This is a genomic window from Zestomonas ipomoeae, from assembly GCF_057128665.1.
In genome coordinates this window covers 111442-123816 of the sequence record NZ_JBSKHQ010000002.1, presented here as the reverse complement: position 1 = coordinate 123816, position 12375 = coordinate 111442, and the positions used below count along the sequence as shown (strand labels likewise).

9 protein-coding genes are annotated in these 12375 nt (G+C 67.2%); 3 read left to right on the top strand and 6 right to left on the bottom strand.

Annotated elements, in window-relative coordinates; genetic code table 11:
- Positions 1-5 precede the first annotated feature (5 nt).
- The 4 genes from dbpA to ACWKV7_RS04185 all read right to left on the bottom strand — a co-directional run bounded on the left by dbpA (position 6) and on the right by ACWKV7_RS04185 (position 4102).
- Positions 6-1385: an ATP-dependent RNA helicase DbpA gene (gene dbpA / locus ACWKV7_RS04200; protein WP_483856392.1), complete on the bottom strand. Its 1380-nt coding sequence runs from the start codon at positions 1383-1385 to the stop codon at positions 6-8.
- Positions 1386-1469: 84 nt separating this feature from the next.
- On the bottom strand, positions 1470-2510 hold the full coding sequence (locus ACWKV7_RS04195) for a serine hydrolase (protein ID WP_483856391.1): 1041 nt from the start codon (positions 2508-2510) through the stop codon (positions 1470-1472).
- Positions 2507-3586, bottom strand: coding sequence for a serine hydrolase (locus ACWKV7_RS04190; protein ID WP_483856390.1), 1080 nt, complete (start codon positions 3584-3586; stop codon positions 2507-2509). The genes ACWKV7_RS04195 and ACWKV7_RS04190 overlap by 4 nt, the downstream gene beginning before the upstream one ends.
- 117 nt (positions 3587-3703) lie before the next feature.
- Positions 3704-4102, bottom strand: coding sequence for a YkgJ family cysteine cluster protein (locus ACWKV7_RS04185; RefSeq protein ID WP_483856389.1), 399 nt, complete (start codon positions 4100-4102; stop codon positions 3704-3706).
- Between the two features lie 174 nt (positions 4103-4276).
- Here ACWKV7_RS04185 and ACWKV7_RS04180 point away from each other — a divergent pair, with 174 nt between their 5' ends.
- A complete protein-coding gene (locus ACWKV7_RS04180; protein WP_483856388.1) occupies positions 4277-6724 on the top strand; it encodes a glycogen/starch/alpha-glucan phosphorylase in 2448 nt (815 codons plus the stop codon).
- A 97-nt stretch (positions 6725-6821) separates the two neighbouring features.
- On the opposite strand, the gene metK is transcribed toward ACWKV7_RS04180, so the two are convergent.
- A complete protein-coding gene (gene metK, locus ACWKV7_RS04175; RefSeq protein WP_483856387.1) occupies positions 6822-8012 on the bottom strand; it encodes a methionine adenosyltransferase in 1191 nt (396 codons plus the stop codon).
- A gap of 15 nt (positions 8013-8027) precedes the next feature.
- On the bottom strand, positions 8028-9029 hold the full coding sequence (locus tag ACWKV7_RS04170) for an ArsR/SmtB family transcription factor (RefSeq protein ID WP_483856386.1): 1002 nt from the start codon (positions 9027-9029) through the stop codon (positions 8028-8030).
- A gap of 196 nt (positions 9030-9225) precedes the next feature.
- Between ACWKV7_RS04170 and tkt the strand changes: the two genes are divergently transcribed.
- On the top strand, positions 9226-11223 hold the full coding sequence (gene tkt / locus ACWKV7_RS04165) for a transketolase (protein WP_483856385.1): 1998 nt from the start codon (positions 9226-9228) through the stop codon (positions 11221-11223).
- Between the two features lie 105 nt (positions 11224-11328).
- Complete coding sequence (gene epd / locus ACWKV7_RS04160; protein WP_483856384.1) at positions 11329-12372, top strand: erythrose-4-phosphate dehydrogenase; 1044 nt, start codon at positions 11329-11331, stop codon at positions 12370-12372.
- Positions 12373-12375: the final 3 nt, after the last annotated feature.

Below are 12375 nucleotides of genomic sequence, written 5' to 3'. Positions count from 1 at the left end.
GGGTGCTAGAGAATGCGCACCTTCAGCGAGCGGCCTTTGATCTTGCCTTCGCTGAGACGCTTCAGCGCCTGCTTGGCGATGCTGCGTTCGACGGCGACGTAGGCCTGGTAGTCGAAGAGGGTGATCTTGCCGACCTGGGCGCCGGGAATGCCGGCCTCGCCGGTGAGGGCGCCGAGGATGTCGCCGGGGCGTAGCTTGTCCTTACGCCCGGCGCTGATGCACAGGCTGGCCATCGGCGGCAGCAGCGGGTCGCTGGAGGTCGGCTTGAGCGTCGCCAGGTCGGCCCAGTTGAGCGGTGCCTTCTGCAGGTCTTCGATGGCCTGGGCGCGGCTGGCTTCGGCCGGGGCCACCAGGCTCAGGGCCAGGCCCTTCTCGCCGGCACGGCCACTGCGGCCGACGCGATGGACGTGGATTTCCGGGTCGCGGGACAGTTCGACGTTGATCACCGCCTCCAGCCCGGCGATGTCCAGGCCGCGGGCGGCGACGTCGGTGGCCACCAGCACCGCGCAGCTGCGGTTGGCGAACATCGCCAGCACCTGGTCGCGGTCGCGCTGCTCCAGGTCGCCATGCAGGGTCTGGGCGGAAATCTTCTGCGCATTCAGGTGGTCGACCAGCTCCTGGCACTGTTGCTTGGTATGGCAGAAGGCGACACAGGATTGCGGGCGGAAGTGCAGCAGCAGGCGGCTCACCGCCTCCAGGCGTTGACGCGGGTCGATCTCGTAGAAGCGCTGCTCGATCTGGGTGTCGTCGTGCAGGGCTTCGACCTTCACCTGCTGCGGGTTGCGCATGAAGGTCTTGGCCAGTTGCTCGATGCCGGCCGGGTAGGTGGCGGAGAACAGCAGGGTCTGCCGCTTGGCCGGGGTCTGGCCGATGATCTCGGCGATGCTGTCGTAGAAGCCCATGTCGAGCATGCGGTCGGCTTCGTCGAGCACCAGGGTATTGAGGCTGTCGAGTTTCAGGGTGCCCTTGCGCAGGTGTTCCTGCACGCGGCCCGGGGTGCCGACGATGATGTGTGCGCCATGTTCCAGCGAGCCGATCTGCGGGCCGAAGGGCACCCCGCCGCAAAGGGTCAGCACCTTGATGTTGTCGGCGGCGCGGGCCAGGCGGCGGACTTCCTTGGCCACTTGGTCGGCCAGCTCGCGGGTCGGGCACAACACCAGCGCCTGGCAACCGAAGAAGCGCGGATTGAGTGGGTCGAGCAGGCCGATGCCGAAGGCGGCGGTCTTGCCGCTGCCGGTCTTGGCCTGGGCGATCAGGTCCTGGCCCTTGAGCATCACCGGCAGGCTGCTGGCCTGGATCGGCGTCATCTCCGCGTAGCCGATGGCGTCGAGGTTGGCGAGCATGGCGGCGGAAAGCGGAAGGCTGGAGAAGGCGGTGCTGGTCACGGGAAGGGCCTGGAGGAGCGAAATGGCGCGCAGTGTAGCAGGCCCGGTCCCGCTCGCGGTGGGTCGTACGGCGCGCGGTTCGGGTCAGGAGGAATGCAGCAGGCTGGTGCCGATCAGCCTGCCGAGCTGCTCGAGCACGTCGGCGGCGTCCTCCTGTTCCAGGTGTTCGGTGCAGGCGGCGACGACGATGGCGTCGTCCTGGCGCGGATCGATCACCCCCATGTGGCAAGCGCGCTGGTACTGGGTGCCGGTCTTGTCGGCAAAGGGGTGCGAGCGGGGCAGCCCGGCTTCCAGGCGATAGCCGTGGTAGCGGCCCAGGCCCATCATCTTCAGCAGTCGCGCGGTGCTCTCGGGAGACAACAGCTCGCCGCGCACCAGCCTTTCCAGCAAGGCGCCGTAGGCGGCGAGGGTGCTGGAGTTGAGGCGGGTGTCGTAGTAGTGCCGGTAGGCCTGCTCCAGGCTCGGCGTCTCGCGCTCACCAGGGCTGGCGCCCAGGCGTCGGGCGAGCGCGGCAGTGCGCTGTTCGCGAGGCAGGCCGGCAAGCTCCAGCAGGTCCTGGCCGGTCAGTCGCGTGGCCTGCGGGTACAGCTGGCCGAATACGTCATAGCGCACCTGCCGCAGGCGGGTGATGCGTTCGAAACCGGCGATGCCCAGGCGCTGCAGACTGTCGTTCAGGGCGTCGACGCCGAGCCGGCGGATCAGCATGTCGGCGGCGGTGCTGTCGCTTTTCTGCAGCATTTCCTCCAGCAGTGTGCCGATCCTGTAGCGGCGGCCAGGTTCCTGCCAGGCCAAGGTGCCGGCGCCGTCCACCTTGTCGGTTTCGCGCAGGGTCATGCGATCGTCGAGAGACAGCTCGCCGGCATCGACCCGCTGCAGCACGGCGATCGCCACCGGCACCTTGACCGCCGAGGCCAGGTACCAGTAGCGGTCGGCCTGGTACTGCAGCTCGAGCCCGTCCCCCAGGTGCTTGATGTACACGCCGAGCTCGCCAGGGGTGCGTTGGTCGAGCAGGGCGATGCGCTCCTGCAGCGAGGGCACCCAGCCCTGGCTCGGAGCCGGGCGCAGGGCGGGCCAGAGCGCCAAGGCCAGCAGCGGCAGGACGACGGCCAGACGGGATGGCTTCATCGGTCGGTCTCCTCGGCAAGGGCGCCGGATAGCCGCAGCGCCGCGCCCACCTCGCGCATGGCCCGCTCGGCTTGGCTCAGGGGCGCTCCGCGGGTGCAGGCGGCGACGATCAGCCGCCGCCCGTCAGGGGGCTCGGCGATGCCCAGGTCGCAGGCGCGATTGCGCTGGGTACCGGTCTTGTGAGCGAAGCTGACCCCGGCGGGCAGGCCGGCCTTGAGGCGTTGTTGTCCGGTGGCGGCCCGGCGCATCAGCGACAGCAGCAAGGCCCGGCCTTCCGAATCCAGGGCATGGCCATCGACGATGGCTTCCAGCAACTGGCCATAGGCGTCGAGCCGCCCGGCGTTGAGTCCGCTGGCGTAGAAGGCCTCGAAGGCGCTGTCGAGGTCGACACCGGGCTGCAACTGCGATGGCTCGACACCGAGCAGTTGAGCGAGCAGGGCACGGCGCCCGGCTTCGCGGTTTTGCTGGCGCAGCAGCAGGAAGTCCTGGCCGCTGAGCTGGAAGGCCCGTGGGTGATAGTGGCTGTAGGCGTGCCGGCGCACGTCCGCCAGGCTGGTGATGCGGCCAAGGCCCTGCGGAACCAGTTCGTTGGCGAGCTGGTTGACGTTTTCCAGCCCGACCTGGCGGATCAGCGCATCGGCAGCGGTGTTGTCGCTGCGGATGAGCATCTGCTCCAGCAGGAAGTCCACCCGCACCGCGCTCCCGGGTGGCAGTCCCTTGGTCGGTCCGGCGCCATCGACGTAGTCGCCGGGGGCCAGGCGTACCGGGCCGTCGAGGGTCAGTTCGCCGCGCGCGACGGCGCGCAGCACGGCGATGGCGACCACCACCTTGATGCCGGAGGCCAGGTACCAGGTCTGCTCCGTGCGGTAGCCGACGGTCAGGCCGCTGCCCAGGTCCTTGACGTACACGCCGAGCTCGCCCGGGTGTCGTGCATCCGCCTTGGCCAGGTGCTCCAGCAGGCGTTGCGGCCAGGCCGCCGCCGACCCGGCCTGGGCGGCGTGCCAGGCGCCGCCGAGAAGGTAGAGCAGCGCCAGCGCGGTTAGCCGGCAGCCGGGTGCGGGAGGAGGAGTGTGCATGGCCTGCGCTGTCCCGGTGGCTGAGGGCGCGGCCGCAGGGGCGGCCGTGTAGCTGTCTAGACGCGATGCGCTGCCTCAGGTTCCCGGCAAGGCACGCCTATTTCGTTGGCGAACCGCTCAAGCGCGCGGTTTGTAGGCGCAGTGGCCGGGGCGCGGGCCGATGTGCGGATGGTTGCGGCAGGTGGTCGGGCGCTGCTCGTAGATGCGGCACAGGCGGCTCTTGCGGTCCAGGTACAGGCAGTCGCCGTTGGCCATGCGGGTGAGGGTGAAGCGTTCGTGCTTGTGGTTGAAGCGCTCGACGATGCCTTCCTTGATCAGGCGCTTGGCGATCGACTTGGCCGGTTCGTCGCGCTCGAATTCATCCACCACCTGCATGCGGATCAGGTCGTCCAGGCGCACTTCCACCGGCAGCGTGCAGCAACTGGCGTGGCAACCGCTGCACAGGCCTTCGCGGTACTTGACCCAGGTTTCCAGGCGGTCGATTTCGGCGGCGGCGATCAGTTGCGGTCTTTTCATGCCAGGGCAGTCGCGAGGGGCGGGCGGCGATCATAGCGGCGCCGCGGTTTTTTGCCAGCATTCTCCGCCATCCGGTCATGCCGGGTCGGCATCGAACCCAGGGCTGGCATTGGCGTCACATGCAGAGAAACGTCGAGAGTCATGCCCGCTCACCTGCATACAAGGCCGTCATCCATGTCCCAGGAGCCGCTCGTTTCCGCTGAAGAAGTCGCCGCATTTCGCGCCAATGTGCTCGCCAAGCTGACCTACTCGGTTGGCAAGGACCCTGAACACGCCTTTGACCATGACTGGTTCGAAGCCATCGCCTTGGCCGCCCGCGACCATCTGGTCGACCGCTGGATGGAGCGCACCCGCGAGGTCTATCGAAAGGGCTGCAAACGCGTCTACTACCTGTCGCTGGAATTCCTCATCGGCCGCCTGCTGCTGGACAACCTGAGCAACCTCGGCCTGCTCGACGTGGCGCGCGCCGCGCTGGCGGATCTGGACGTCGACCTCGAACGCATCCGCAACCTGGAGCCGGACGCCGCCCTCGGCAACGGCGGCCTCGGCCGGCTGGCGGCCTGCTACATGGAGAGCATGGCCACCCTTGGCGTGCCAGCCCATGGCTACGGTATTCGCTACGAGCACGGGTTGTTCCGCCAGACCATCGTCGACGGCTGGCAGCAGGAGCAAACCGAGACCTGGCTGGATTTCGGCAACCCCTGGGAATTCGAACGGCCGGAGGTCAGCTACCTGGTCGGCTTCGGCGGCAGCGTCGAGGCGCAATCGGACGGCAATGGCAATCGCCGGCAGGTCTGGCATCCGGCCGAGGAGGTGCGCTCGATCGCCTACGACACGCCGGTCGCCGGCTGGCGCGGGGCCAGCGTCAACACCCTGCGGCTATGGCGGGCGCGGGCCGAGAGCGACCTGCACCTGGAACGCTTCAACGCCGGCGACCACCTCGGCGCGGTGGCCGAGGAAGCGCGCGCGGAAAGCATCTCGCGAGTGCTCTATCCGGCGGATATGACCGAGGCCGGCCAGGAACTGCGCCTGCGCCAGGAGTATTTCTTCGTCTCCGCCTCGCTGCAGGACCTGCTGCGGCGCCACCTGAAGCAGCACGGCAGTCTCTACAACCTGCCCGAGTTCGCCGCCATCCAGCTCAACGACACCCACCCGGCCATCGCCGTGGCCGAGCTGATGCGCATCATGGTCGACGAGCACGGCATCGACTGGGACCGCGCCTGGGACCTGACGATCAACACCTTTGCCTACACCAACCACACATTGCTGCCGGAGGCGCTGGAAACCTGGGCGGTGGGCATGATGGAGCGCCTGTTGCCGCGCCACATGCAGATCATCTACCTGATCAACGCCCAGCACATCGACCGCCTGCGCGCGCAGAACATCCACGATTTCGATCTGTTGCGCGCGGTCTCGCTGATCGAGGAAGAGCACGGCCGCCGGGTGCGCATGGGCAACCTGGCGTTCCTCGGTTCCCATAGCATCAATGGCGTCTCCGCGCTGCACACCGAGCTGATGCGCGAAACCGTGTTCGCCTCGCTGCACCGGCTCTACCCGCAGCGCATCAACAACAAGACCAACGGCATCACCTTCCGCCGCTGGCTGTACCAGGCCAACCCGCAACTCACCGGGTTGCTGCTGGAGACCATCGGTCCCGGTGTGTTCGATTCGCCCGAAGAGAGCCTCGCCGATCTGGAGCCCTTCGCTGAGCGTGCGGCCTTCCAGAAGCGTTTCGCCGAGCAGCGCCGGCATAACAAGGGGGTGCTTGCCGAGCTGATCCAGGAGCGCATGGGCATCGTCGTCGATCCGACCGCAATGTTCGACGTGCAGGTCAAGCGCATCCACGAATACAAGCGCCAGTTGCTCAACCTGCTGCATACCGTGGCGCTGTACCAGGCGATCCGCGACGAGCCGAACATCGACTGGGTGCCGCGGGTGAAGGTCTTCGCCGGCAAGGCCGCGGCCAGCTATCACCAGGCCAAGCTGATCATCAAGCTGGCCAACGACATCGCCCGCACGGTCAACGACGACCCTACCGTGCGCGGCTTGCTGAAGGTGGCATTCCTGCCCAACTACAACGTCAGCCTGGCCGAGCGGGTGATCCCGGCGGCCGATCTCTCCGAGCAGATTTCCACCGCCGGCATGGAAGCGTCCGGCACCGGCAACATGAAGTTCGCCCTCAACGGCGCGCTGACCATCGGTACCCTGGACGGCGCCAACGTGGAAATGCTCGAACGTATTGGCGATGAGCACATGTTCATCTTCGGCCTCACCGCCGAAGAGGTGAAGGCCCGCCGCGACGCCGGCGAGCTCAGCTCCGAGGCCTTGATCATGGAGTCGCCGCGCCTGCACGAGGTGTTGCTGGCTATCCGTGGCGGAGTGTTCTCGCCGAGCGACCCGTCGCGCTACGTGGCGCTGGTGGACAGCCTCACCTGGCACGACCACTTCATGCTCTGCGCCGACTTCGACGCCTACTGGAGCGCACAGATGCAGGTCGAGGAACGCTGGCGCTCGCCCAAGCAGTGGTGGCGTTCGGCGATCCTCAACACCGCACGCATGGGCTGGTTCTCCTCCGATCGCAGCATTCGCGAGTACGCGCGGGATATCTGGAGGGTGGGCTAGGTCGCGGTTCTCGCCGCGCCGGGCAAAAAAATCCGATGCCGGAGCATTCCGGCATCGGATCGTTTGCGGGCGGCGGGCCTGCCGCCTGGCTGGAGTGCTACAGGCCGGCGGCGGCGCGCAGGGCGTCGGCCTTGTCGGTCTTCTCCCAGGTGAAGGCGGTGAAGCTGTCGCTGCCTACGGTCATCTCGTAGGGATTGCGCCCGAAGTGGCCGTAGGCCGCGGTGGCCTTGTACATCGGGTGCAGCAGGTCGAGCATCTTGGTGATCGCGTAGGGACGCAGGTCGAAGTGCTCGCGAACCAGGGCCACGATACGCTCGTCGCTGACCTTGCCGGTGCCGAAGGTGTTGACCGCGATCGAGGTTGGCTGGGCCACGCCGATGGCGTAGGACACCTGGATCTCGCAACGCTCGGCCAGGCCGGCGGCGACCACGTTCTTGGCCACGTAGCGGCCGGCGTAGGCGGCGGAACGGTCGACCTTGGACGGGTCCTTGCCGGAGAACGCGCCGCCGCCGTGGCGGGCCATGCCGCCGTAGCTGTCGACGATGATCTTGCGCCCGGTCAGGCCGCAGTCGCCCACCGGGCCGCCGATGATGAACTGGCCGGTCGGGTTGATGTGGAACTGGGTGTCCTTGTGCAGCAGTTCGGCCGGGATCACGTGCTTGACGATCAGCTCCATCACCGCTTCGCGCAGGTCGGCGTACTTCACGTCCGGGTTGTGCTGGGTGGACAGCACGATGGCGTCGATGCCGACCACCTTGCCGTTCTCGTAGCGGCAGGTGACCTGGCTCTTGGCGTCCGGGCGCAGCCACGGCAGCAGGCCGGACTTGCGGGCCTCGGCCTGGCGCTCCACCAGGCGGTGGGAGAAGCAGATCGGCGCCGGCATCAGCACGTCGGTTTCGTTGCTGGCGTAGCCGAACATCAGGCCCTGGTCGCCGGCACCCTGGTCTTCCGGCTTGGAGCGGTCGACACCCTGGGCGATATCCACCGACTGCTTGCCGATGATGTTGATGATGCCGCAGGTGTGGCCGTCGAAGCCGACGTCGGAGCTGGTGTAGCCGATGTCGCAGATGACCTTGCGCACCAGCTCTTCCAGGTCGATCCAGGCGGAGGTGGTGACCTCGCCGGCGACGATCGCCACACCGGTCTTCACCAGGGTTTCGCAGGCCACGCGGGCATGCTTGTCCTCGGCGATGATGGCGTCGAGCACCGCATCGGAGATCTGGTCGGCGATCTTGTCCGGATGGCCTTCGGACACGGACTCGGAGGTAAACAGGGAATATTCGCTCATCGATCGGTTCCTAAATTACCGGTGGGTGAGGCGGTCGTCAGCGCTGGGCTTGGCGAAATGCCGCACCTGGATCTGAAAACCGTTACGCAAGCCAAGATAGAGGCTCTCGCCGGGCGTGAGCCCCGCGGCATCGGCCCAGCGGGCCAGTTCGTCCTGTTCGAAGCCCAACCAGAGATCGCCGCAGGCCTCCCTGGCCCAACTCTGGTTGTGGCTGCACAACTCGGTGACCAGCAGGCCGCCGCCGGTCTTCACCAGGCGCGCCAGCTGTCTCAGTGCCTCGGCCGGGGCGGCGACATGGTGCAGCACCATGTTCACCACCACGCAGTCGGCGGCTTCATGTTCCTCCTGCAGCGCGTCGGCGAGTTTCAGCTCGACGTTGCCCAGGCCCAGTGCGGCGCAGCGCAGCCGCGCCAGTTCCAGCATCGCCGGGCTGTTGTCCAGCGCGGTGACCCGGGCGAAGCGCCGGGCCAGCTCCGGCAGGAAGGCACCGTCGCCGGGACCGACTTCCAGCGCCGTCGCGCTGGCCGGCAGGCCCAGCGCATCGACCAGTGCCAGCACGCTGTCGCGGTACTGCGGCAGGCCGGCGATCAGGTCCTGCTGGGCCTGGAACTTGTCCGCCATGCGCGCGAAGAAGTCGCGGCTGGCAGTGGCCCGTTGCCCATGCACCTCGGCGATGCGCGCCCGTACCTCGGCCGGCAGGTCCAGCGCGTCCACCTCTTCCAGCAGTGCCGCGTGCAACGCCCCGCCCAGGGTGTCGGCCGGCGGCAGGGCGCGGCGGTAGAAGATCGCATTGCCTTCGCGGCGGGTGGCCACCAGGCCGGCCTGGGCCAGCACCTTGAGGTGATGGCTCATGCCCGACTGGCCGATGGCGAAGATTTGCGCCAGCTCCAGCACACCGAAAGAATCGTTGGTCAGCGCGCGCAATACGTTCAGCCGCAGTGGATCGCCGCCGGCCTTGCACAGGGCGGCCAGCTCGTCGCAGGCATCGTGGCGGATGGTAGGCGCGCGCAGGTTCATAGGGGGCGCAGTCTAGTCGGTCACTTTTCGTACAGCAAGGCCAATATCAAAAATTCTTGATATTGGCTGTGGGTGGCGAAGCGCCGCTTGCTGGCAAATAGCAGGCAGCTTCCGTCGCTACGTCATTGCCCCCGCGGTCCCGGCTGGGCGAAAATGGCCGCCTTTTTCGATTCAGTACCCCCGCAGGAGATCAGCGATGCCCAGCCGTCGTGAGCGTGCCAATGCCATTCGTGCCCTCAGCATGGATGCCGTGCAGAAAGCCAACAGCGGTCATCCCGGCGCCCCCATGGGCATGGCCGATATCGCCGAAGTGCTCTGGCGCGACTACCTGAAGCACAACCCGAGCAACCCGGGCTGGGCCGACCGCGACCGCTTCGTGCTGTCCAACGGCCATGGCTCGATGCTGATCTACTCCCTGCTGCACCTCACCGGCTACGACCTCGGCATCGAGGACCTGAAGAACTTCCGCCAGCTGCACAGCCGCACTCCCGGCCACCCCGAATACGGCTATACCCCCGGCGTCGAGACCACCACCGGCCCGCTCGGCCAGGGCATCGCCAACGCCGTCGGCTTCGCCGTGGCGGAAAAGGTCATGGCCGCGCAGTTCAACCGCGAAGGCCACACCATCGTCGACCACTTCACCTACGTGTTCCTCGGCGACGGCTGCATGATGGAAGGCATCTCCCATGAGGTCTGCTCGTTGGCCGGCACCCTCGGCCTGGGCAAGCTGATCGCCTTCTACGACGACAACGGCATCTCCATCGACGGCGAGGTGCACGGCTGGTTCACCGACGACACGCCCAAGCGCTTCGAAGCCTACGGCTGGCAGGTGATCCGCAATGTCGATGGCCATGACGCCGACGAAATCAAGATGGCCATCGAGACTGCGCGCAAGAGCGAGCAGCCGACCCTGATCTGCTGCAAGACCATCATCGGCTTCGGCTCGCCGAACAAGCAGGGCAAGGAAGAGTGCCACGGCGCCGCGCTGGGCAACGACGAGATCGCCCTGACCCGCGCCAACCTCGGCTGGAATCACCCGCCGTTCGAAATCCCCGCTGACATCTATGCCGAGTGGGATGCCAAGGACGCAGGCGCCAGCGCCGAGAGCGACTGGAACCAGCGTTTTGCCGCCTACCGGGCCGAGTACCCTGAGCTGGCCGCCGAGTTCACCCGGCGCATGGCCGGCGAGCTGCCGGCGGACTTCTCCGCCAAGGCCAGCGAATTCATCCGTGCGGTGGCCGAGAAGGGCGAGACCATCGCCAGCCGCAAGGCCAGCCAGAACTGCCTGAACGCCTTCGGCCCGCTGCTGCCGGAACTGCTCGGCGGTTCCGCCGACCTGGCCGGCTCCAACCTGACCCTGTGGAAGGGCTGCAAGCCGGTGGTGCAGGAAGATGCCTCGGGCAACTACATGTACTACGGCGTGCGCGAGTTCGGCATGAGCGCGATCATGAACGGCATCGCCCTGCACGGCGGCCTGGTGCCCTACGGCGCCACCTTCCTGATCTTCATGGAGTACGCGCGCAACGCCGTGCGCATGTCGGCGCTGATGAAGCAGCGCGTGCTCTATGTATTCACCCACGACTCCATCGGCCTGGGCGAGGACGGCCCGACCCACCAGCCGATCGAGCAACTGGCCAGCCTGCGCTGCACGCCGAACCTCGACACCTGGCGGCCGGCCGACGCGGTGGAGGCCGCGGTGGCCTGGAAGCACGCCATCGAGCGCAAGGATGGCCCGAGCGCGCTGATCTTCTCCCGCCAGAACCTGCCGCACCACCTGCGCGACCACGAGCAGGAAAGCGCCATCGCCCGCGGCGGCTACGTGCTGAAGAGCTGCCAGGGCGAACCGGAGCTGATCTTCATCGCCACCGGTTCGGAAGTGTCGCTGGCCATGCAGGCGTATGACAGGCTGACCGAGCAGGGCCGCAAGGTGCGTGTCGTCTCGATGCCGTGCACCAGCGTGTTCGATGCTCAGGATGCCGCCTACAAGCAGGCCGTGCTGCCGGTGGAAGTCGGCGCGCGCATCGCCATCGAAGCCGCCCATGCGGACTACTGGTACAAGTACGTCGGCCTCGACGGCCGGGTGATCGGCATGACCAGCTTCGGCGAGTCCGCCCCGGCACCGGCGCTGTTCGAGCACTTCGGCTTCACCGTCGATAACGTGCTGTCGGTCGCCGACGAGCTGCTGGAAGACTGACCGGCGAGGACGCCGGCGCGGCGGCTCCTTCGGTGGGGCGCCGTGCCTGGCGCCTCCCGCGTTGTGTCGCCCCAGGGCTGCTTGCTCCCGCTCACAAGGAACCCCATGTCCCGTCGTCCCTATAGAGTTGCATTGAACGGCTATGGCCGCATCGGCCGCTGCGTGCTGCGCGCACTCTACGAGCGCGGCGGGGCGGGGTTCGAGGTGGCGGCGCTGAACGACCTGGCCGACCAGGCGAGCATCGAGTACCTGACGCGCTTCGACTCCACCCACGGCCGCTTCCCCGGCGACGTGCGGGTGGAAGGGGATTGCCTGCACATCAACGGCGATTGCGTGAAGGTACTGCGTAGCGCCACGCCCGAGGGCATCGACTGGGCCGCGCTGGACATCGACCTGGTGCTGGAGTGCTCCGGCGCCTACCACACCCGTGGCGATGGCGAGCGCTTCCTCGCGGCCGGCGCGCCGCGGGTGCTGTTCTCCCAGCCGATGGCCAGCGAAGCGGATATCGACGCGACCATCGTCTACGGCGTCAATCAAGGGCGCTTGAGCGGTTCCGAGACGCTGGTCTCGAATGCGTCCTGTACCACCAACTGCGGCGTACCGCTGTTGAAACTTCTCAACGAGGCGGTGGGTCTTGAGTACGTCTCGATCACGACCATTCACTCCGCCATGAACGACCAGCCGGTAATCGATGCCTATCACCACGAGGACCTGCGCCGCACGCGCTCGGCCTTCCAGTCGGTGATCCCGGTGTCCACCGGTCTGGCACGCGGTATCGAGCGGCTGTTGCCGGAATTGGCCGGGCGCATCCAGGCCAAGGCCGTGCGGGTGCCGACGGTGAATGTCTCGTGCCTGGACATCACCCTGCAGACCGCCCGCGATACCGATGCCGACGAGATCAACCGGGTGCTGCGCGAGGCGGCCGAAAGCGGCCCGCTCAAGGGCCTGCTGGCCTACACCGAACTGCCCCATGTCAGCTGCGATTTCAACCACGACCCCCATTCGGCCATCGTCGACGGCAGCCAGACCCGCGTCTCCGGCCCCCGCCTGGTGAACCTGCTGGCCTGGTTCGACAACGAATGGGGCTTCGCCAACCGAATGCTCGACGTCGCCGATCACTATCTGCGCGTCGCCGCTGTCTCCGATTAACCA

What these genes read in the sequence shown, in the direction of transcription:
- ACWKV7_RS04185 (WP_483856389.1), bottom strand. Translation starts at nt 4,102, where the DNA reads ATGAAAAGACCGCAACTGATCGCCGCCGCCGAAATCGACCGCCTGGAA.
- ACWKV7_RS04170 (WP_483856386.1), bottom strand. Translation starts at nt 9,029, where the DNA reads ATGAACCTGCGCGCGCCTACCATCCGCCACGATGCCTGCGACGAGCTG.
- ACWKV7_RS04180 (WP_483856388.1), top strand. Translation starts at nt 4,277, where the DNA reads ATGTCCCAGGAGCCGCTCGTTTCCGCTGAAGAAGTCGCCGCATTTCGC.
- ACWKV7_RS04195 (WP_483856391.1), bottom strand. Translation starts at nt 2,510, where the DNA reads ATGAAGCCATCCCGTCTGGCCGTCGTCCTGCCGCTGCTGGCCTTGGCG.
- metK (WP_483856387.1), bottom strand. Translation starts at nt 8,012, where the DNA reads ATGAGCGAATATTCCCTGTTTACCTCCGAGTCCGTGTCCGAAGGCCAT.
- tkt (WP_483856385.1), top strand. Translation starts at nt 9,226, where the DNA reads ATGCCCAGCCGTCGTGAGCGTGCCAATGCCATTCGTGCCCTCAGCATG.
- epd (WP_483856384.1), top strand. Translation starts at nt 11,329, where the DNA reads ATGTCCCGTCGTCCCTATAGAGTTGCATTGAACGGCTATGGCCGCATC.
- ACWKV7_RS04190 (WP_483856390.1), bottom strand. Translation starts at nt 3,586, where the DNA reads ATGCACACTCCTCCTCCCGCACCCGGCTGCCGGCTAACCGCGCTGGCG.